22 protein-coding genes are annotated in these 20,320 nt (G+C 58.7%); 16 read left to right on the forward strand and 6 right to left on the reverse strand.

Annotation, left to right across the window (positions count from 1 at the left end; all coding sequences use genetic code 11):
* From ACQKP4_RS10015 to ACQKP4_RS10030, 4 genes are all read left to right on the forward strand, one after another.
* A partial coding sequence (locus tag ACQKP4_RS10015) for a ribonucleotide-diphosphate reductase subunit beta (RefSeq protein WP_427632672.1) occupies nucleotides 1–678 on the forward strand: 678 nt, incomplete at its 5' end.
* Nucleotides 679–1,090: 412 nt separating this feature from the next.
* The gene (locus tag ACQKP4_RS10020; RefSeq protein ID WP_427632674.1) at nucleotides 1,091–1,624 is read left to right on the forward strand and encodes a BRO-N domain-containing protein; all 534 of its coding nucleotides are present in this window, start codon (nucleotides 1,091–1,093) and stop codon (nucleotides 1,622–1,624) included.
* Nucleotides 1,625–1,744: 120 nt separating this feature from the next.
* On the forward strand, nucleotides 1,745–2,458 hold the full coding sequence (locus tag ACQKP4_RS10025) for an HNH endonuclease (RefSeq protein ID WP_427632676.1): 714 nt from the start codon (nucleotides 1,745–1,747) through the stop codon (nucleotides 2,456–2,458).
* A 318-nt stretch (nucleotides 2,459–2,776) separates the two neighbouring features.
* Nucleotides 2,777–3,766, forward strand: coding sequence for a hypothetical protein (locus tag ACQKP4_RS10030; protein ID WP_427632678.1), 990 nt, complete (start codon nucleotides 2,777–2,779; stop codon nucleotides 3,764–3,766).
* Nucleotides 3,767–3,772: 6 nt separating this feature from the next.
* On the opposite strand, the gene ACQKP4_RS10035 is transcribed toward ACQKP4_RS10030, so the two are convergent.
* Nucleotides 3,773–4,588 (reverse strand): sulfite exporter TauE/SafE family protein, encoded by an 816-nt coding sequence (locus ACQKP4_RS10035; protein ID WP_427632680.1) that lies wholly within the window; start codon nucleotides 4,586–4,588, stop codon nucleotides 3,773–3,775.
* Nucleotides 4,589–4,700: 112 nt separating this feature from the next.
* Between ACQKP4_RS10035 and ACQKP4_RS10040 the strand changes: the two genes are divergently transcribed.
* The 3 genes from ACQKP4_RS10040 (at nucleotide 4,701) to ACQKP4_RS10050 (ending at nucleotide 6,115) form a co-directional block, all read left to right on the forward strand.
* The gene (locus ACQKP4_RS10040) at nucleotides 4,701–5,468 is read left to right on the forward strand and encodes an AraC family transcriptional regulator (RefSeq protein WP_427632682.1); all 768 of its coding nucleotides are present in this window, start codon (nucleotides 4,701–4,703) and stop codon (nucleotides 5,466–5,468) included.
* A 93-nt stretch (nucleotides 5,469–5,561) separates the two neighbouring features.
* Nucleotides 5,562–5,879 carry a helix-turn-helix domain-containing protein gene (locus ACQKP4_RS10045; RefSeq protein WP_427632684.1) on the forward strand — a complete coding sequence of 106 codons (318 nt, stop codon included), beginning with the start codon at nucleotides 5,562–5,564 and terminating at the stop codon, nucleotides 5,877–5,879.
* A gap of 11 nt (nucleotides 5,880–5,890) precedes the next feature.
* Nucleotides 5,891–6,115, forward strand: a complete 225-nt coding sequence (locus ACQKP4_RS10050; RefSeq protein WP_427632686.1) for a hypothetical protein — start codon at nucleotides 5,891–5,893, stop codon at nucleotides 6,113–6,115.
* Here ACQKP4_RS10050 and ACQKP4_RS10055 read toward each other — a convergent pair.
* A complete protein-coding gene (locus tag ACQKP4_RS10055) occupies nucleotides 6,103–7,161 on the reverse strand; it encodes an MBL fold metallo-hydrolase (RefSeq protein ID WP_427632687.1) in 1,059 nt (352 codons plus the stop codon). The genes ACQKP4_RS10050 and ACQKP4_RS10055 overlap by 13 nt on opposite strands.
* Before the next feature lie 215 nt (nucleotides 7,162–7,376).
* Here ACQKP4_RS10055 and ACQKP4_RS10060 point away from each other — a divergent pair, with 215 nt between their 5' ends.
* The 4 genes from ACQKP4_RS10060 to ACQKP4_RS10075 all read left to right on the forward strand — a co-directional run bounded on the left by ACQKP4_RS10060 (nucleotide 7,377) and on the right by ACQKP4_RS10075 (nucleotide 11,041).
* The gene (locus tag ACQKP4_RS10060; RefSeq protein WP_427632689.1) at nucleotides 7,377–7,985 is read left to right on the forward strand and encodes a TetR/AcrR family transcriptional regulator; all 609 of its coding nucleotides are present in this window, start codon (nucleotides 7,377–7,379) and stop codon (nucleotides 7,983–7,985) included.
* 374 nt (nucleotides 7,986–8,359) lie between these two features.
* Complete coding sequence (locus ACQKP4_RS10065) at nucleotides 8,360–9,679, forward strand: methyl-accepting chemotaxis protein (protein ID WP_427632690.1); 1,320 nt, start codon at nucleotides 8,360–8,362, stop codon at nucleotides 9,677–9,679.
* 84 nt (nucleotides 9,680–9,763) lie between these two features.
* Complete coding sequence (locus ACQKP4_RS10070) at nucleotides 9,764–10,303, forward strand: DUF1003 domain-containing protein (protein ID WP_427632692.1); 540 nt, start codon at nucleotides 9,764–9,766, stop codon at nucleotides 10,301–10,303.
* 24 nt (nucleotides 10,304–10,327) lie between these two features.
* A complete protein-coding gene (locus ACQKP4_RS10075; protein ID WP_427632694.1) occupies nucleotides 10,328–11,041 on the forward strand; it encodes a CTP synthase C-terminal region-related (seleno)protein in 714 nt (237 codons plus the stop codon).
* A 112-nt stretch (nucleotides 11,042–11,153) separates the two neighbouring features.
* Here the strand turns inward: ACQKP4_RS10075 and ACQKP4_RS10080 are convergent, their stop codons facing one another.
* A complete protein-coding gene (locus ACQKP4_RS10080) occupies nucleotides 11,154–11,480 on the reverse strand; it encodes a DUF2025 family protein (protein WP_427632696.1) in 327 nt (108 codons plus the stop codon).
* Nucleotides 11,481–11,715: 235 nt separating this feature from the next.
* On the opposite strand from ACQKP4_RS10080, the gene ACQKP4_RS10085 reads away from it, so the two are divergent.
* The 3 genes from ACQKP4_RS10085 to ACQKP4_RS10095 all read left to right on the forward strand — a co-directional run bounded on the left by ACQKP4_RS10085 (nucleotide 11,716) and on the right by ACQKP4_RS10095 (nucleotide 14,651).
* The gene (locus ACQKP4_RS10085; RefSeq protein ID WP_427632698.1) at nucleotides 11,716–12,843 is read left to right on the forward strand and encodes a glycerophosphodiester phosphodiesterase; all 1,128 of its coding nucleotides are present in this window, start codon (nucleotides 11,716–11,718) and stop codon (nucleotides 12,841–12,843) included.
* A gap of 168 nt (nucleotides 12,844–13,011) precedes the next feature.
* Nucleotides 13,012–13,317 carry a PepSY domain-containing protein gene (locus tag ACQKP4_RS10090; protein ID WP_427632700.1) on the forward strand — a complete coding sequence of 102 codons (306 nt, stop codon included), beginning with the start codon at nucleotides 13,012–13,014 and terminating at the stop codon, nucleotides 13,315–13,317.
* Between the two features lie 155 nt (nucleotides 13,318–13,472).
* On the forward strand, nucleotides 13,473–14,651 hold the full coding sequence (locus tag ACQKP4_RS10095; RefSeq protein ID WP_427632701.1) for a GAF domain-containing sensor histidine kinase: 1,179 nt from the start codon (nucleotides 13,473–13,475) through the stop codon (nucleotides 14,649–14,651).
* Here the strand turns inward: ACQKP4_RS10095 and ACQKP4_RS10100 are convergent.
* Together ACQKP4_RS10100 and ACQKP4_RS10105 are read right to left on the reverse strand one after the other, a co-directional pair.
* Entirely contained in the window at nucleotides 14,648–15,085 is a 438-nt protein-coding gene (locus tag ACQKP4_RS10100) for a hypothetical protein (protein ID WP_427632703.1), read from the reverse strand. The genes ACQKP4_RS10095 and ACQKP4_RS10100 overlap by 4 nt on opposite strands.
* 110 nt (nucleotides 15,086–15,195) lie before the next feature.
* Nucleotides 15,196–16,818, reverse strand: a complete 1,623-nt coding sequence (locus tag ACQKP4_RS10105) for a methyl-accepting chemotaxis protein (protein WP_427632705.1) — start codon at nucleotides 16,816–16,818, stop codon at nucleotides 15,196–15,198.
* 274 nt (nucleotides 16,819–17,092) lie between these two features.
* Between ACQKP4_RS10105 and ACQKP4_RS10110 the strand changes: the two genes are divergently transcribed.
* The gene (locus ACQKP4_RS10110; protein ID WP_427632707.1) at nucleotides 17,093–18,115 is read left to right on the forward strand and encodes a transporter; all 1,023 of its coding nucleotides are present in this window, start codon (nucleotides 17,093–17,095) and stop codon (nucleotides 18,113–18,115) included.
* A gap of 22 nt (nucleotides 18,116–18,137) precedes the next feature.
* Here the strand turns inward: ACQKP4_RS10110 and ACQKP4_RS10115 are convergent, their stop codons facing one another.
* Nucleotides 18,138–18,500 carry a hypothetical protein gene (locus ACQKP4_RS10115; protein WP_427632709.1) on the reverse strand — a complete coding sequence of 121 codons (363 nt, stop codon included), beginning with the start codon at nucleotides 18,498–18,500 and terminating at the stop codon, nucleotides 18,138–18,140.
* Between the two features lie 155 nt (nucleotides 18,501–18,655).
* Here ACQKP4_RS10115 and ACQKP4_RS10120 point away from each other — a divergent pair, with 155 nt between their 5' ends.
* Nucleotides 18,656–20,272, forward strand: coding sequence for an inorganic phosphate transporter (locus ACQKP4_RS10120; protein WP_427632710.1), 1,617 nt, complete (start codon nucleotides 18,656–18,658; stop codon nucleotides 20,270–20,272).
* Nucleotides 20,273–20,320 lie beyond the last annotated feature (48 nt).

The raw sequence follows: 20,320 nt of genomic DNA on the forward strand, positions 1-20,320 counted from the left end.
ATCCCTCATGATTACTATCTTAGATTCATTGATCCGGTCGCTTACGACGAGGTACTCGATTTTCACACAAAAGGTAATTTTCTGATTCATGAGGCCACCTGGGGCCTCAAATACACCCGTTCGATCTCCGATCCGAAGTTCGAAACCGGCACCGTCGAAACCGACAAAGAACTGCTGCGCAACCTGATCGCCTACTACTGCGTCCTGGAAGGCATCTTCTTCTACTGCGGCTTCACCCAGATCCTCTCCATGGGCCGCCGCAACAAAATGACCGGCGTCGCCGAGCAGTTCCAATACATCCTGCGCGACGAATCCATGCACCTGAACTTCGGCATCGACGTGATCAACCAGATCAAAATCGAAAACCCACACCTGTGGGATGCCGAGATGAAGGAAGAGGCTTCGCAGATGATTCTGCAAGGGACTCAGCTGGAGATTGAATACGCGCGTGACACCATGCCTCGTGGGGTGTTGGGGATGAATGCGGCGATGATGGAGGACTACCTCAAATTTATCGCTAACCGTCGTCTTTCGCAGATTGGGTTGAAGGAAGAGTATCCGGGGACTACGAATCCGTTCCCTTGGATGAGCGAGATTATGGACTTGAAGAAAGAGAAGAATTTCTTTGAGACGCGGGTTATTGAATACCAAACAGGCGGTGCGCTTAGCTGGGATTGATTTCCGAGTTCGCCGCGATTTAACGATTCCAATCTGAATCGACGAATCAAAAAAAGCCCCGATCTGATCGGGGCTTTTTTATTGGGCAATAAATATCCATTTTCCGTCCCTACGCCACAACGCAAAAGCTCCTACAGGACTTACAGAGGCTTCCACATTGATGCCCATCCAAAGCACCTCTAAGCTTCATTGCAGGTGCCTAAGAAACGCCCAACGTAGGAAGCTTGGCCAATCACACCGATGCGAAATCACCCTTGGGGGATTTGTCGTTGGAAGGTGGAGGGTTCGGCTCGTTGGGATTTCTTAGTCCACTCTACGTTGGGATCAGGCCCGCTAAATCTAAACGTAGAGGTAAAAATGGATATGACTGAACACAAACTGCACCGCCCGCTCGAGACTTCGGAGATCAGTGATGTCTGATCCCTTCGCTGCCACCGTATTTTCCCGCCATAACCTCGACCTTCATGCCCTACTTCTGGAAAACCAGCCATGGTTCTGCGCCCGCGATATGGGCCGCCTAATGGGTTTCCATTTGAGCGATCGCGTGGTGAGCAAACTAGACGAGGATCAGCGGCACACCCTTCTGATCGATTACCACGGTCAATCAGAGAAGCGACTGATGCTCAGCGAATCCGGCGTGTACGCATTGCTGGTCTATCACTACGCGCCTGGGAATCGCCTGTTGCGTGAATGGCTGACCCATCAAGTGGTCCCTGCCTTACGCGATGCGAAACATTCGAAGAACTCGGATCGGCCGATGTTGAGTTTGCTGGATTGGCCAGAAATGTCGTTAAGCCTGTTGCATTGGCAGGATGAGGGCTGGATTCGACTGCGGGACATGCCTTATCTGTTGCTCAATCGCACGCGTCGGCGAGTGCCGGTGGTTAAGCCTTGGTGGCGGAAGGTTGTGGAGGTGTTTCAGTCGTCAAAGCATTCCGTGGGTTAGTGTGGCGGCGCCTTTGTAGGACTGATCGAGCGAAACAGCGGCCTTTTCTGTAGGAATTTTCGTAGACAGTCGTAATGGCCACTCAGTATCGTCCGAGGGTTTTCAACCCTCGGCGATTGTATGGACACTGAAAAGAGCAACAGCGATTGGAGTGACGTGGAGATTCAGGCTGCGGTCGATGCCTATCTCAGCATGTTGTCCCGCGAACAAAGCGGTCAGAAAGTCGTTAAGACTGAAGAGAATCGCATCCTACGTGAAGGAGCCTTAGCCGGTCGGACTAAAGGGTCGGTTGAGTTTCGGATGCAGAACATCTCGACCGTACTAGTGGAACTGGGTCGAGATCGCATTGAAGGCTACAAACCCGCCAAGAATGTCGGTGCGAATGTTGCGCGCAGCATTCGTGAAGCGCTAAACGCGCCAAGCACTTTGACGCCCGAGGATTTCGCCCCGACGGCAGACGAGGCAACGCTGGAGCACCGAGCGGCCAAACTTGAGCGGCAACCGCTTAAAGACGAGCCGAAGGGGATTGAGCGGCCCGAGCAAACTCAGTCCAGCGGAAAGTCCTATGTTCGCGATCCTGAAGTGAGAGCGTGGGTTCGCCAGCAGGCTAACGGTAGATGCGAAGGTTGTGGCGAGCCTGCTCCGTTTGAAAAGGATGGCAGGCCGTTTCTTGAGGTCCATCACGTTAAGCATTTAGCGCAGGAAGGTTCGGATCGTCCGAGCAATGCCGTGGCGCTGTGCCCAAACTGTCATCGCCGTTGTCACCATTCGAGTGACCGGAATGAGTTCACAGCTTCGCTTTACAAGAAGGTGGAGCGGCTGGAAGCGGAATAGATGAGCCAAACTAAATCTGTGGCGAGGGGGTTTACCCCCGTTCGGCTGCGAAGCAGTCGCCAAGAGAACTCTTAGTTATATCTGGCATAACGCGTTTGCAGGTTTTGGGGCCGCTTCGCGACCCAACGGGGGTAAACCCCCTCGCCACAGATTCGAGCCTGGCTTGGTGGCTGTGTAGATGTTGGGAATCGCGAGCAAGCTCGCTCCCACAGGTTTGGCGTATTGCCACAGATTTTGCGGTATGTGGAAAACAGTCAGTGCAACCCGCCCCGCCTCCCGCTATTAATACCCTTCCCCACTCAAGGACCCGAGCCCGCCATGAAATTCGACCTCGCCTACTGCCGCAGCCTCGACGACAAGTTGTCGATCTATGACGTGCGCGATTTGAATTTCGACGAAACCATGGTCTTCGATTCCGCCAAGGAGCACTTCCAGTGCCCCAACGATGCTTGCCGCGCGGCATTCGATCCGGCGAATGTCCTGACAACCTTCAACGCCAAAAACGTGAATTACGTTCGCACCCCGCACTTCAAAAACACGCCGAGCACCCGACACGTTGCGGACTGCCCTTACGTCAGTCTCAAGACGCCGGCCTCAGGTGTAGACGCGGACGGTGCGGAAACGGATGACAGTCGCGAGGAACATTTCCCGTCGGAATTGCTGCTCACTCGGCGCGAGTATGTGCGTAAGCCATCGAGTCCGGACGCGGCGGCGGATGTCATGCGGGACGGGCCTAAGCCGATTTCAGCGGACAACCACTCAGAACAGGCGAGCCGCGAATCAGCGCCGGACAAGACCAGCGTCTTCGCCCACCCGGTAGAGTGCTTCGTGTCGAACTTCGAGGACAAGGACCTGCTCAAGCGCATGCCGCTGAAGGTTGGGGAGCACACGGCGCCTTATGGGTCGTTCTTCAAGAAGATTGAATACCTGACGGACAACAAGGGGCTGATTTACTGGGGCAAGATCAAGGAGATCAAGGATTACACACAGAGCTTTCGCATCGATTTCGAGCAGAAGGTCTGGTTTAAGCAAGCGGATGAGGCGAAGAAGAAGCCTTACTCTGTGAATGTTTATTTGAGCAAGAAATTGATCGAGAACTACCGCAAGCGCAAAGCGTTTCTGGAAGAGATCAAGCACGCCATCGACAGTGAGGCGCAGTTGTATTGCTTCTTTTATGGCGTGACGCCGGAGCTGAAGCAGGTGCCGAGCAAGAAAAACCCCGAGCAGACGTTCGGGGTGTTTAGCGCCAATATCGAAAACCTGGACCACTTCATTATTCGCGAGGCGCCGGGGTTGGCGGATAAGTGAAAGCGCTTAGCTCAGGCACAGACTCATCATCACCGACACCAGCAAACCGATATAAACCCGCGCATGCAGTTGATCCGGAATCCGTCCGATCCACGGCGTCGCCAGTCGTATTCCAACCACAGAACCCATGGTCAAAACGGCAAACGCCAATAGATCCACGTAACCGATAAACCACATCCCCAAATCAAATTCGGTGAACCTCGCCATTGTCATGTAAGTCAGCGTCCCGGCCACCGCCACCGGCAAGCTCAACGGATTAGCCATGGACGTCGCCTGGCTCATGCTCAACCCGCACCTTCGCAGCATCGGCACGGTCATGACGCTGCCGCCCACGCCGAGAAACGTGGCGATTGCTCCAATTCCTACTCCGCCACACGACGCTTCTACCCTGCCCAATCGCCGTGGGATTGCAGTGTCGGACGCTGTCAGAAAACCGCGTCGGAACAAGCAATCCGCAATGGTTACGCCCAGGTACGCGATGAAGGCACAACGAATCATGTCTCCACTTACCCGCATGGCGGCCACGGCGCCGACCATAGCGCCCAACCCGATGAACCCACCCAACGGCCACAGGTAATGGCGAATGAGATTGCCCGCGCGGTGGTGCTTTCCCGTGGCGACCAATGCGTTGACGATCATCACGCAGGTCGAAGTCGCCACGGCGATCTGCATCGCCGATTGGCCAATCGGGTCATCCGCGCCATGGCTGGCAGTGAGCATCCGGTAAAGCAATGGCACGACGACGAAACCGCCGCCGAAGCCGAACAACACCGTAGTGACGCCAGTCATGCAGCCGAAAAACACCAGCAAAAGATAAAACATCACGCATCGTCCATTGGTTGAGAGTGGTCGACGATAGAGCGATGCGGCTTGGCCTGCTTCAGCAAGTCAGCCAATAATGTTCGCGTTTACGCCAACTGCTGGAAGCCGCTCGATGCGCAATGTTTCGATCAATCTGCTGGATGACACGCCACGGCCCGTAGTGGCGATCGGAACGGATTATTCCCACGGCCATTTGTTGCCGTTTCATACACATCGGCGGGCGCAATTGCTGTACGGCGCCACCGGGGTGATGCAGGTCCGCACGCATGATGGCAATTGGGTGGTACCACCACAGCGGGCGGTGTGGATTCCGGCGGGGGTGGCGCATGAGGTGTTGATGCAGGGGGTGAGCACGCGCAGTTTGTACATCGAGCCCGATGCGGTTGATCTGGGGGCTCGCTGCCAGGTGATCAGTGTGTCGCCGTTGATGCGGCACTTGTTGATGGAGGCGGTGGAGATTCCGCTGACGTACGAAGAGACCGGGCGCGATGGTGTGCTGATCGACTTGCTCCTGCATGAAATGACCCGCAGCGCTCATCTGCCATTACATATTCCGTTGCCGGTGGAGTCGCGGTTGCTGGGGTTGTGTCAGACGTTTCTTCAACAACCAAACGCTCATCAATCGCCACAGCAATGGGCGGACCAATTGCACATCAGCCTGCGCACGTTCAATCGCCTGTTCCGCCAGCAAACCGACCTGAGTTTCAGCCAATGGCGGCAGCGCGCCTGCGTGGTCCTGGCCCTGGCGCGGTTGGCGGCGGGTACGCCGGTGACGCGCATCGCCCTCGATTTCGGTTATGACAGCCCCGCAGCATTCTCGACCATGTTTCGTCGTGTGCTGGGCCAACCACCGTCCGTCTGGATGCAGCCATCGAATTAGCAAAAATCAAAAATTGAGTTTGATCCGGGCCAAAAACAACTGTACAAAACAACAGTACTTTTTGGATTAGCACTCTCGAGCCCGGAGCACACCATGGCCTCTCTTGCGATGAAAATCACCCTGGAACGTATCGCCCTTTTCCAATTCACCCCGGCCCACTGCGCCCAGGCCCGAGCAATGCTGGGCTGGAGCGTGGAGGAGCTCTCCGAGGAATCGGGGGTCTCGGTGCAGGCCATCGAGCGATTCGAGGCCGAGCGCGACGTGCTGGATGTCACTCGGCTGACGTTGGCCTATCGGTTTGAATCGCAAGGTCTGGTGTTCTTCCCCGGGTTTGCGCCCGGTCGAGGGATGAATGTAAGAGGGTCCACGCCTAACCCGGTCGGGCGGGCGGATTTTGCGATGGTTGAGTGAGGGGTCAGCAGATGAATGGAATCGATGGGATGAGAGCCAGGGCCGGCTACCTGATGAAGATCGGGATGCTTCTGGACACGGGTCAATTGGGCAAGTCTGAAGCAGCGTACAAACTTGGGCTGTCGCCAGGGGAACTGGATGAAATTCTCGAAGGGAATTTCCGCGATTTGACGATAGCGAAGATTGCGGGTCGCTCCATGGCGAGCGGCCCGGCATCTGAGGGTCAAGCGTTCTGAGGCGCGCCCTGGTCGCTTTCGTTTTCCAGGCCCGACCACCAGGCACTGGCGCGCTGCGGGTATTTGACGTTGAACGCCTCGCCCATTTGCGGGGTGGTGATCGAGACGTTGCGTTCCCAGGCCAACGCCAGGATCCGGTCGAAGGGCTCGAACCAGGCGTGCATCGACAGGTCGAACGTGCCGTTGTGGATTGGCAGTAACCAGCGCCCCTTGAGATCGATGTGCGCTTGCAGGGTTTGTTCAGGCTGCATGTGAACGTGCGGCCACTCGACGTTGTAGGCGCCGGTTTCCATTAGCGTCAGGTCGAACGGGCCGTACTGTTCGCCGATGCGTTTGAAGCCATCGAAATAGCCGCTGTCGCCGCTGAAGAAGATCCGCGTGTCGCCGTCGATCATCACCCACGACGCCCAGAGCGTGCTGTTGCCGTCGAACAGGCCGCGACCGGAAAAGTGCTGTGAAGGCGTGGCGATGAACTGGATGCCGTCCACTTCGGTGCCCTGCCACCAATCCAGTTGGCGCACTTTACTGGCATCAACGCCCCACTTGATCAGGGTGTCGCCGACACCCAGCGGGGTCAGGAAGTATTTGGCCTTGTCCGCCAGCTTGAGCACCGCGTGGTAATCGAGGTGGTCGTAGTGATCGTGGGACAGGATCACCGCTTCAATCGGCGGCAATTCTTCGAGGCTGATCGGCGGCTGGTGGAAACGCTTGGGGCCGGCCCATTGCACGGGTGAAGCGCGCTCGGCGAAAACCGGGTCGGTGATCCAGAATTTGTCCCGCAGCTTCAGCAGCACGGTTGAATGGCCGAGGCGATAGACGCTGTGGTTCGGCGCGGCGATCAATGCCGCCTGGGTCAGGGCTTGCACCGGAACGGCAGCGGTCGGGCGAGTATTGCGTGGCTTGTTGAAGATCATGTTCCACATGATCCGCAGCATTTTACGAACGCCTTCGCGCTGTACGGGGGCATGGTTTCGAAAGTGCCCTTGTGCCTGACGTGAAGCTTCAGGCGTGGAGGCGGTGTCCGCAGGGGAAGTAGAAGTGGCCATGACTGAATGACTCCAGAAAAACCGCAAAGATTCCGGTTTTTCACGGTGGGACGATAAATGGCCAAAGCACGCACGCATCAGCCGGAGATTCTATTCTTCACGGTGCAGGGTTAACACAACATTACACTGCACAGTGTAGTTTCTAGGTTGCATCAAAGCCGATGACAAGTAAACTGCCGAGTGTAATTCTCCCTGCCCCTTGCCGAAGCGTATTTATGACAGCTCCACAGCGTCTCACCGACCGAAAACGCGAATCCATCATCCTGGCGGCGATTGCCGAATTCCGTGCCAACGGTTTCGACATCACCAGCATGGACAAGATTGCCGCCACTGCCGGCGTGTCGAAGCGCACGGTGTACAACCACTTTCCGAGCAAGGAAGAGTTGTTCGCCGAAATCCTCAATCAGTTGTGGGCGCGGGTGACAGCCGAACAGGAAACGCCTTACCGCCCTGACCTGCCGCTGCGCGACCAGATGCGCCCGGTGTTGCAGGCGAAGGTGCAAATACTGGGCGATAACAATTTTCTCGACCTGGCGCGGGTCGCCATTGCCGCCGCCATTCATTCCCCGGAAAGGGCTCAGAACATGGTGGCCCGCATGGGCGAACGTGAAGAAGGCCTGACCGCGTGGATTCGCGCTGCGCAGGCAGATGGCCGATTGAAACCGGTCGATTCCGAGTTTGCCGCGCAGCAAGTACAAGGGCTGATCAAGGCGTTTGCGTTCTGGCCGCAGATTTCCATGGGTCAGCCAGGCCTGTCGCCCGAGATGCAAAGCACGGTCGTTGAGTCGGCGCTGGATATGTTCCTGGCCTGCTATCAGCGTTAAACCCGTTGGCATAAATGACAACATCCAACGTTTGGGCGATGAACGGCAGCGGGTTAAATGCCTGCTGGGGATTTGTTTCAGGATGAATCCGAAAAGTTAGACAAACTGCATTTCTCAAAGCGCTAAAGTCGCTGCAACCGCAGTGCCCAGCGAGGCTGCGGTGGGCATACAACGCTTTTCCAACCGTTAAAACTTGTACAAACAGTCAAGAAAAGCCATCTCTTGTATAAGGTTATTAAGTTTTATATAAGTAACCCGCCACCCAGGGAATGCTGGCATTGAGCTACACGCCGAACGCATCCCTGTCTTCGGTCTGCAGACGCAGGAATAAGGACTGACTTCCCGTTTTTCCTAACTTCCAGAGCCTGACGACCATGCTATTCAACCGCGATAAATCCACGATCAAAGAGTTGCAACACACCCTCGCTTACCAAAACGGCCTGCTGGAAGCGATTGATCGCTCCATGGCGGTGATCGAGTTCGATCTGGATGGCGTCGTGCTGCGCGCCAATGACAACTTTCTCAAGACCATGGGTTATCAGCTCGAGCAAGTGCTGGGGCGAGCGCATCGTCAGTTCTGCTCGCCGCAGTTCGCCCGTAGCAGCCAGTACACAGAACTGTGGGCGCGGCTGAAAAACGGTCAATTTGAATCGGGCACGTTTGAACGGGTGAACAGCAAGGGCGAGCCGATCTGGCTGGAGGCCAGCTACAACCCGATCAAGGATGCGACCGGCCGAATCACCAAAGTGGTCAAGTACGCGATGGATGTGACGGCCAGAGTGCAAAAGGAAAGCGAAACCGCCGCCAAATTGCAGGCCATTGACCGAGCGATGGCGATGATCGAGTTCGATCTGGACGGCAGCATCCTCACCGCCAATCAGAACTTCCTGAACCGCATGGGCTACACCCTCGCCGAGCTCAAAGGTAAACATCACCGACTGTTTTGCACCGCCGAACTGGCCGACAGCAGCGCCTACCAGGATTTCTGGCGCCGACTCAATCAGGGCGAGTTTTTCCACGGCCAGTTCGAGCGCGTCGACAAGGCTGGGCGAACCGTGTGGCTGGAGGCCAACTACAACCCCGTGTACGACGCCGGTGGCCGGTTGTGCAAAGTGGTGAAGTTTGCCTCCGACGTGACGGAGCGGGTGGAGCAACACGAGCAGAATGCCCGCAGCGCCAGCGAGGCTTATCACATTTCGGTGGAGACCCGAAAAGTCGCCGAGCAAGGCACCCAGGTCATCCAGCAAGCGGCCAGCGAAATGCGTGAAATCGCGGCCAACATCGAGCAATCGTCGACCTTGATAGCGCAACTTGGCGAGCGCTCGGAACAGATCACCGCCATCGTGAACACCATCCGCGCCATTGCCGACCAGACCAACCTGTTGGCGCTGAACGCAGCGATTGAGGCGGCGCGGGCCGGCGAGCAGGGTCGTGGTTTTGCCGTGGTGGCCGATGAGGTGCGCCAACTGGCGGCGCGCACCAGCGGCTCGACCGCAGAAATTTCGACCATGATCGGGTTGATCCAGAGTGAAACCCGGCAGGCGATCAAGAGCATGGACGGCACCCGGGACCGGGCCGCAGAAGGCGTTGACCTGGCCAATCAGGCGGGCACGGTCATTCTGCAGATTCGTGACGGGGCGAGTAATGCGGTGCAGGCCGTGAGCATGTTCGCCAACGAGCGTACGCCGGGTTGATCGAAACCGTTCAACATTGATTCAGGGAGGTGTCGCCCTGGCGGGGCTATAGTGTCGGTCAGTCCCCGTCACCCCGAGTCCGTCATGACCACCTCGACCACTGACAAGAAAAAAGCCGCGCCTGTCGATCATCTGCGTTTTCATCGCCATCACGCGCATTTGGCGCCGACCTTCGGCAACGACAAATTTGCACTGCGCGCCGAAGCCTTTGCGCGGTTCTTCGGCACGCCCACTTTCCTCGGCGCCCAGACCCTGATTGTGGTGCTGTGGGTGTGTCTGAACGTTTTTGGCGTGGCCCACTTCGACATCTACCCGTTTATCCTGCTCAACCTGGCGTTCAGCCTGCAATCGGCTTACGCCGCGCCGTTGATTCTGCTGGCGCAGACGCGCCAGGCCGCGCGGGACAAAGCCCAGTCAGACGCCGATGCGCAACACCGCGAAGCCCTCGCCGTGGCCAACACCGAACGTCAGGCCCAGGCCGAGCTGAACACTACGCAACTGCTGGCGCTGCTGGAGCAAAACACCCGGCTCACGGAAATGACCAAGAGCCTGACCGAGCGCATCGAAAACCTCACCTCGGAAATGCATCAGCATTTTGTGCGCAAAGAACCGCCAAAAGCCTAAGCCTGCTAAACGTTGAGATCCCTCATGAAAAACCGCGCAATCCGTATTGCCCTGATCGGCGACTACGACCCGAAGATCACCGCCCACCAAGCCATCCCGGTCGCCCTCGGCTTGGCGGCCGAACAATTGAGCCTGGACGTGCAGTTCCACTGGCTGGCCACCGACCAGATCAACGCTGACACGCCGCTACAAGACTTCGACGGTTTATGGGGAGTGCCGGGCAGCCCTTATCGGGACATGGACGGTGCGCTACGAGCGATCCGTTTTGCGCGTGAACAGCAGCGCCCGTTTCTCGGCACTTGTGGCGGTTTTCAACATGCAGTGCTGGAGTTCGCCCGCAACGTATTGGGTTGGGCGGACGCGGAGCATGGCGAGACACACCCCGAGGCAGAACGAGCATTGCTCACGCCGTTGACCTGTTCATTGGTGGAAGCGGTCGGCGGCATTCACCTGGTTAAAGGCTCATTGATCGCCAAGGCGTACGAAAACACCGAGATTGTTGAAGGCTATCGCTGCCGTTACGGGGTGAATCCTGAGTTTGAAAGGGAGTTATTGACCCACCAGCTGTGCGCCGTCGGGCATGACTCAAACGGCGACTTGCGGGCGGTGGAGCTCAAGGGGCATCCGTTCTTTGTGGCCACGTTGTTTCAGCCGGAACGGGCGGCGCTGAAGGGGATTTTGCCGCCGCTGGTTCGGGCGTTCGTCGAGGCGTGTGCCAGAGGCCAGGAGAGTCGTTAGCTGTCAGGACGCCTTCGCGAGCAAGCCCGCTCCCACATTGGACCTGTGAACGACACAAAACCTTGTGGGAGCGGGCTTGCTCGCGAAGAGGCCGGCCCAATCACCGCAAAACTCAGCCCCGAACCAGACTCCGCACCGCCGCAATCTCCGGCACTTCCCGCTTGTTCATGTACACCCGCAACGGCTCGGTGATGTTGATCCGCTCGTCAATGTTCTGATTCATCAGCAATTGAATCAGCTCGCGCTTGAGCGTCATGGCCGGCGCCGGCCCGGGTGCCCAGACAAACTCGCTGAGCGCGATGATGCCGTCATCGGCCACGTCCATGCCGAACGCGTCTTCGCTGAAACGCACGATGTATTGTCCGGTTTTGCGATTGAGGCCGACGAAGCCTTTGAGTTGGTCGGCGGCCTGGCAGATAAGCTCGGAAGTGATGCGCATATAAACCTCACAAAAGGTCGAAACGACCGGTGATCGATGGTTTACACGCAAGGCGATACGACACGGGTTTCCCTCTGCCGGGGAAACTGCCGGACGCAAGAGTACTGCAAACAACGGCACAGTTGCGCTGAAAAAATCTGCTTTAAACACGTTTATGTCGGTCTGGCGATAGCGCTGGCGGCGCTCAGTTGTTAAAAGGGACGTCTTTGAAAATTCACTGCGAAAGGATCTCGACATGCCGGTTACCTTCACCAAAAGCGCCCTGCTGCTGAGCGTTCTGCTCGGCCTCGGCCAGGCACAGGCCGCCAGCGAACCCAGCCCGAGTGCGCTGGCCAACCATTTGGGCATCCCGCACCCGGCGGTGATCGCCCACCGTGGCGCCTCGTTCGATGCGCCGGAATCCACCGCCGCCGCCTACACGCTGGCCCGTGACCTGGGCGCCGACTACCTGGAAATGGATCTGCAACGCAGCAAGGACGGCGTGCTGTTTGCCCTGCACGACAACAACCTGCAACGCACCACCGACGTCGCCAGCAAGTTCCCGGAGCGCAAGGACAGCCCCGCCAACGAGTTCACCCTCGCCGAGCTGAAAACCCTCGATGCCGGCAGTTGGTTCAACACGGCTTACCCGGATCGCGCGCGCCCTTCCTACGTCGGGCTGAAAATTCTGACACTGGACGAAATCATCAACATCGCCCAGGGCAATCCGCTGCACAAGCCAGGCTTGTACATCGAGACCAAGGAGCCGAAGCAATTCCCCGGCATCGAGCGCGACCTCAAGGACAAGTTGCAAGACCGTGGCTGGCTCAGCCCCGCCGGTTCAAAACTGGCGAAGAGTGATCTGGCGGTCGGCCAGGGCAAAGGCAAAGTGGTACTGCAAACCTTCGAGAAGAGCAGCCTGGAATTGCTGCAAAAAGAAATGCCGCGCGTACCGAAAATTCTCTTGCTGTGGGTCGGCGAAGGCAGCATCGAGCCGCAATCCAAGGTGACGTTTGCCGAGTCCGGCGACAAGGACAAAGCCACCTACTACGCCGGGCTGGAGCCGAAGAGCAAAGCCGAATTCCAGCAATGGGTCGAGTACGCCAAGGCCCAAGGCGCGATCGGCACCGGCCCATCGGCCGCGCTGACCAAGGGCGGCGATCAGAGCTATTCGGATCTGGTGAAACCGTGGATGAACCAGTTCACCCACGATCAAGGCCTGTTGGTGCACGTCTACACCATCGACGACGCGGTGGATTACCAGAAAGTGACCGACGCCGGGGTCGACGGCATCTTCACCAACCGCGCCAGCGAATTGCTGAAGTTCTACAAGCGCCCGGCGGCGGGCACTGTCGCGCAATTGCTGCAGAACAACGGGTACTGATCGGTCGTTGCGCCGGCTGCTTCGCGAGCAGGCTGGCTCCCACAGGTTCAGCGCAAAACCTGTGGGTGCTCGCGAAGCTTTCACCCGCCCTGGGTGAATTAAGCGTGAGTTAAGTTGCCACAGATAATCTGGCACCACTTAAACGAATCACCCCAAGGAAAGAACCTCATGAAAACATTGACTGCCCTGTTCACCGCCGCTGCCCTGACCCTCACTGCTGGCCTGGCCCAGGCTGACGTTCGTGTCGACCAGATCCCTGAGCTGGTCAAGAGCGGCAAGATCAAGCCTCTGGAAGAAATGAACCAGGCGGCGTTGAAACTGCACCCAGGCGCGACCATTACCGATACCGACCTCGATAACCACTTCAATGGCTACGAGTACGAAGTGGAGCTGAAAACCGCTGACGGTAAAGAATTCGACGTGGACTTCGATGCCGCCACCGGCAAAGTCCTGAGCAACAAGCAAGACAAGTAATCACCCCGCAAAAAAAGCCGCACGATCTTCGGACCGTGCGGCTTTTTTGCGTTCAACGAGCAGACGAAACGCTTCAGCACTAAACCGTTAGCGCCAATACCGTTTCAGCCCGCTAGAATCCCTCCAAATCGACATTTACACAGAGATTGATCGAAATGGCGCAAACAGCGGCAGCAGATATAGCCACGATCGGTCGGATCAGCGCCGTACCTGCCATTCTCCAGGTGATCCGGGAAATGACCGGCCTGCGTTTTGCCGCAGTGGCCCGGGTCACCGAAGATTCGTGGACGGCCTGCGCCGTGCTTGATCAGCTGGATTTCGGCCTCAAGGTCGGCGGCGAACTCGACCTGGTCACCACGCTGTGCCATGAAATTCGCAGCGCCCATAAAACCGTGGTCATCGACAAGGCCAGTGAAGACCCGATTTACCACGACCACCACACGCCGCGCCTGTACAAGTTCGAAAGCTACATTTCGGTGCCGGTATTCCGCACCGACGGGCGTTTTTTCGGCACCATCTGCGCCCTCGATCCGAGCCCGAACGAACTCAAGGCCAGCCCGATCCAGACCACCATGGAATCCTTCGCCAGGGTGCTGTCGCTGCAGATCGAAGCCGAAGAGAACCTGCAGCAGACTGAAGCCGAGCTGATGCAGGAACGCGAAACTGCCGTACTGCGTGAACAATTCATCGCGGTGCTTGGTCACGACCTGCGCAACCCGCTGTTTGCGATCAACGCTTCGGCCGAAATGCTCCAGCGCAAATTCCCCAACCCGGCCAGCGACAAACTGGTGCGGCACATCCTGACCAGCGCCCGACGCGCCGCGCAACTGGTGGACGACGTGCTGGATTTTGCCCGTGGCCGGTTGGGCAATGGCATCCCGGTGAGCATTGCGCCCTGCCCCGACCTCAATGACGCGTTGCGGCATGTGATTTCAGAAATCCAGAGCGTGCACCCCGAGCGGCAGATTCGCGCTTCAATCGGCGACTTGCGCGGCGTGCATTGCGACCGCGAGCGCATTGCCCAGTTGCTGTCCAACCTGCTGGCCAATGCCATCGCCCACGGCGATCCCCAGGGTGACGTTGAAGTCACCGCGCTGGTGGATCAGGGCGCGTTGATGCTGGCGGTAAAAAACGACGGGCAAATCCCCGAGGACGTCTTGCCGCACCTGTTCCAGCCTTACTCGCGACCGACCCGCGATACGCCGCAGGCCGGTCTGGGGTTGGGCTTGTACATTGCCAGTCAGATTGCCCAGTCACACGGCGGTCGCTTGCACGTGGCATCCACCACGCAAAACAGCACGCTGTTTACGTTCAGCCTGCCCAAAACCGATTAAGCCGTGGTGCTGACCAGCGAACCCGAGGTGCTGGAATCGGAATCCTGCAACGCCTGCAACAACTCGGCGGTCGCCGTCTGCAACGACGCTGAGGTGCTCGCTATCTGCGACTGAGCGGCGGCGACATCGGCCGCTTTCGCATTAGCGTCTTCCTGCCTGGCCTGAGCCGCTTGCAGTTGCTGCTGTTGCTCCTGCATTTGCTTTTGCAGCTCGGCGATCTGCTTGCGCAGTTCTTTGACCGAATCCGATTCTTCACTGCTGCTGGAACTGCTGTCGCTCGACGCCGCCGCGCCACCGGCGGCTACTTTGCTGTCATCGGCAGGCGCAGCGGTGGTGGCCGCGACAGAGGTGTCTTCGGTCTTGTCGCTGATCGCGGTTTTGCTGGTGGGCGTGGCGAGGGTTTGGTTGATTGAAACGGAGGTGATGCTGACCATGGGAGTTATCCACTGTGGAGGTTGGGTATCTTCCTATCGACAGTGTTCAGCCCTGATTGAGATCGACTGTGTACCGACTCGGTAAGCGAACCGGTACACAGCCCTTTGCCTTACGCGCTCAAGCGCGCCGTCACTTCGTTCAACTGGCCCGACAACCCGTGCAGGTTGTGGCTGGCGGCCTCGGTGCGTTGCACGTTGTCCAGATTGGTACTGGCGATGCTGGTGATTTCGGTGAGGTTGCGCGAGATGTCTTCGGCGACCGACGTCTGCTCTTCAGCGGCGGTGGCGATCTGGCGGTTCATGTCGCGAATCGATTCCACGGCGTGGGTGATGCGCTCCAGCATCGCGCCGGCCTCGGTCACTTGCTGCACGCTTTCTTCGCTGCGCGACTGGCCGCTTTCAATCGCCTGGGCCGCATCCACCGCGCCGGTTTGCACGGTCTGAATAATCTGATTGATCTCGATGATCGACGCCGCCGTGCGCTGGGCCAGGCTGCGCACTTCATCGGCCACCACCGCAAAACCGCGCCCGGCTTCACCGGCACGAGCCGCTTCGATGGCCGCGTTGAGCGCCAGCAGGTTGGTCTGCTCGGCGATGCCGCGAATCACTTCCAGCACCTTGCCGATGCGGCCGCTGTCGGTTTCCAGTTGGCGAATGACCGTGGCGGTGTTGGCGATCTCGCCGCGCATCTGGGTGATGGTGTGGATGGTGCCCTGCATGACTTTTTCACCCTGCTGGGCGGATTGGTCGGCATCGTCGGCGGCACGTGCCGCGTCGGCCGCATGGCGTGCGACTTCCTGCGCGGTGGCGGACATTTCGTTCATCGCCGTGGCCACTTGATCGGTGCGGCTGAACTGTTCGGTGGTGCCGGTGGACATGAGGCTGGCAATCGAATTCAACTCGCCGCTGGCGCTGTCCAGGTCTTTGGCGCTGCGCTGCAAACGGCTGAAGGTTTCGGCGAGGAAATCACGCAGGGTGTTCGCTGCCGCCGCCAGTTTGCCCAGTTCATCCTGGCGGTTGCTGGTCACGCGTTCGGCGAATTTGCCCTGGCTCAATTGCGCGACGTATTCGATCAATGCGCGGATCGGCTCGACCAGTTTGCGGTTGACCAGCCACAGGCTCAGCAAGCCGATCAGCAAGCCCGAGGCGAGCATGACGAGGATGCCCAGCAACACGGTTTGGTCGGCACTGGCGTTGATCTGCGTCGATTGTTCACTGCCCTGTTTGCGCAGTTCGCTGACCAGTTCGCTCATCTGATCGCTGGTGGCCCGGTCCACGCCTTTGACCGCGCTGTCACCGGCCGTTGGGTCGGCACCCGCCGCCACGTAGGCATCACGGCCCTTCTGGTAGGCGGCGCCGAGCTGACGGTGTTCGTCACGCAGGCGTTCGATGCGGGTCTTGAGTTGCGGCTCGATACCTTTCTGCCCGGCCAATTCGCCGAGGATGCCCTGTACATCGCGCTGACGGTCTTCGAATTGCTTCCAGTATTTGTCGAGGTCTGCCGGCTGCTTGCCGCGCAGCAGAACGTTTTTCCACTCCTGCACCTGCACTTTGAATTGCAGGTTGGCTTCATCGATCAGTTGCGAGGTGTGCAACGGGCCATCGATCAGATTGGCGTAGCTCTGGACTCCGCTGGAAAGAAAGTGAAAGCAGGCCAGCGCGATCAGCAGCATGGCGACCAGGCTGCCGGTCAACAAGGCGAGGATTTGTGCTCTCAGGGATTTTTTCAGCATCGAGTGATACTCATGACAGGGGTGAGGCACGCCGGCCATGCGGCGTGAAAGGTGTCCCGACCTCCCTGTCTGCGACCATCGCCCAATAGACGAAGCCGCGCACGGTAACTTAAGTAAGATCGGCGAGCCAGAGCCGTTCTTGAGCGGGTTCCGACCGTCGGTAGCGCAATCGTTTGCGATTATTTTTCCGTCACAAAAATGTCATCGAGGCTTGCGATGATGCGGCTCGCGTGAACCTGTAACACCCGCGACAGGCGCCGCCAGAGCGACTTTCATGAACCACAGCATCGACCACAGCCATCGCGATCCGGACTTGTTCGGTCTGCTCTACGGGTTCAGTTTTCGCCCCGGTGAACGCGGGCGCGAGATCGATTCGGCCGAGGCGTTGCGTTGCCTGCAAGGGCCTGCCGACAGCGACGAATTCCTGTGGCTGCACCTCAACCTGGCGCACGCCGCGTGCGAGCGCTGGATGAAAAGCCATCTGCAACTGCCGGAGGAGTTTTTCGAAGCGCTGCACGAAGGTTCGCGCTCGACGCGTATCGAGCATGTCGATTCGGCGTTGCTGGCGGTGGTCAACGACGTGGTGTTCAACCTCAGCAGCATGGTCTCCTCCGATGTCTCGACGCTGTGGGTCTGCGCCCGTAGCCGTCTGATCATCAGCGCGCGCCTGCAACCGCTGCACTCGGTGGACAAGTTGCGTTCATCGGTGAAGGCCGGCGAATGCTTTCGTTCGCCGCTGGAATTGCTGGTGCATTTGCTGCGCGATCAGGGCGAAGTGCTGACGCAGATCGTGCGCAAAACCAGCCTCAGCGTCGATCAGATCGAAGATGAGTTGTTGTCGTCACGGCTGTCGACCAACCGCGCGGAATTGGGCGCCAATCGCCGGGTACTGGTGCGGTTGCAACGGCTGCTGGCGTTGGAGCCGGGTTCGTTGCTGCGCTTGCTCAATCGCCCGCCGCACTGGTTGCAGAAAGAGGATGTGAAGGAGCTGCGCAAATCCACCGAGGAGTTTGCGCTGATCATCAACGACCTGACCGCGCTCGGTGAGCGGATCAAGCTGTTGCAGGAAGAGATCGCCGCCAACCTCAACGAACAGAGCAACCGCACGCTGTTCACCCTGACGGTGGTGACGGTGCTGGCGCTGCCGATCAATATCATTGCCGGTTTCTTCGGCATGAACGTCGGCGGAGTGCCGCTTTCGGGCGACCCGGAAGGCTTCTGGATTCTGGTGGCGCTGGTGGTGACGTTTACCGTGATTGCCGGGCGCTGGGCGTTTCGCAAGCGGCAGGATTATTGATCCCGCCCAATCAGCATCAGGGTTACTGATCCACCCCAATCAGCATCAGGGTTACTGACCCACTCCAATCTTTGTGGCGAGGGGGCTTGCCCCCGTTGGGTTGCGAAGCGACCCCCGGCATTCTTCCAGTCACATCACACCAGCAGGTATTGCGCCTGCTTCGCAGTCGAACGGGGGCAAGCCCCCTCGCCACAGGTATCTCTTTCTTTACAGGTATCTCTTTCTCCACAGGTAATCCCTTTCTCCATAGGTAATCCCTTTCTCCACAGGTATCTCTTTCTCCACAGGTAATCCCTTTCTCCACAGGTATCTCTTTCTCCATAGGTAATCCCTTTCTCCACAGGTAATCCCTTTCTCCACAGGCAAGTCCCATCTCCACAAGCAACTCCCCTCTCCACAGGCAAGCCGCCCTCTCCACCGGTTGCAGCAGATTCTGATCAACGGATAAGCAAAAACCACAAACCCTGACCCAACGCAGTCTCTCTGTAACATTCTGCAACGATCATGACCGACACCCCTACCGCCTCAGGATTGTCCGTCATGGCTACTCCTTCCTACACCGCTCCCGCTCAGGCGCCCGCCAGCAGCGGCAAACCCCGGTTCGATAAAAAGCCCGGCGTGTTCACGCTGGTGATTTTCTTCGGCGTGCTGGCCATTGGGCTGCTATTCACGGCCTACAGCCTGATGCACGACATGCACGAACTCGGCACGGTGGTGACCACCTGGACCCCGTTTCTGCTGCTGGGCGTGGCGCTGCTGATCGCTTTGGGCTTTGAGTTCGTCAACGGTTTCCACGACACCGCCAACGCCGTGGCGACGGTGATTTACACCAACTCGATGCCGCCGAATTTCGCGGTGGCGTGGTCCGGTTTCTTCAATTTCCTCGGCGTGCTGCTCTCGAGTGGCGCGGTGGCGTTCGGCATCATCGCCCTGCTACCGGTGGAGCTGATTCTGCAAGTCGGTTCGTCCGCCGGGTTCGCGATGATCTTCGCCCTGTTGATCGCCGCGATCCTGTGGAACCTCGGCACCTGGTGGCTGGGGTTGCCGGCGTCGTCGTCGCACACCCTGATCGGCTCGATCATCGGCGTCGGCGTGGCCAATGCCCTGATGCACGGCCGCGATGGCACCAGCGGCGTGGACTGGGCGCAAGCGACCAAGATCGGTTATGCGTTGCTGCTGTCGCCGCTGGTCGGCTTCGGTTTTGCCGCGCTGTTGCTGCTGGCCTTGCGCGTATTCGTCAAGAATCGCGCGTTGTACAAGGCGCCGGAAGGCAACACGCCGCCACCGTGGTGGATTCGCGGCATGCTGATCGTGACCTGCACCGGCGTCTCGTTCGCCCACGGCTCCAACGACGGCCAGAAAGGCATGGGCCTGATCATGTTGATTCTGGTCGGCACCTTGCCGATGGCCTACGCGCTGAACCGCACAATGCCGGCCGATCAGGCGTTGCAGTTCGCCGCCGTCGCCGAAGTCACCCAGCAAGCGCTGGTGAAAGCGTCGCCGCAGCCGTCGCCGGCCGACCCGCGCCCGGTGTTGTCCGAGTATGTGCGCAGCAAGGAAGCCACGCCGCAACTGGTCCCGGCGCTCGCCGCGCTCACGGGCAGCATCGGTGCGCAGGTCAAGGGTTACGGCTCGCTGTCGAAAGTGCCGGCCGAGGCCGTGGGCAACGTGCGCAATGACATGTACCTGACCAGCGAAACCATTCGCCTGATGGACAAGAACAAAGTCGGCAACTTCGACGCCGACACCAGCGGCAAGCTGCAACTGTTCAAGCAGCAGATCGACAACTCGACGCGGTTCATTCCGCTGTGGGTGAAGATCGCGGTGGCGATTGCCCTCGGGCTGGGCACCATGGTCGGTTGGAAACGGATCGTGGTGACGGTCGGCGAGAAGATCGGCAAGACCCACCTGACCTACGCCCAAGGCGCCTCGGCGGAAACCGTCGCGATGCTGACCATCGGCGCGGCCGACATGTTTGGGCTGCCGGTGTCGACCACCCATGTGTTGTCGTCGGGTGTGGCCGGGACCATGGTCGCCAACGGTGGCGGGTTGCAGATGAAGACCATCCGCAACCTGCTGATGGCCTGGGTGCTGACCTTGCCGGCGGCGATTTTGTTGTCGGGCAGCCTGTACTGGCTGTTCACCAAACTGTTCTAACCCCAACACATCCCCCCTGTGGGAGCGGGCTTGCTCGCGAAAGCGCTG

The sequence above is a fragment of the Pseudomonas sp. NPDC086278 genome, from assembly GCF_050280905.1.
In the GTDB taxonomy this organism is placed as follows: domain Bacteria; phylum Pseudomonadota; class Gammaproteobacteria; order Pseudomonadales; family Pseudomonadaceae; genus Aquipseudomonas.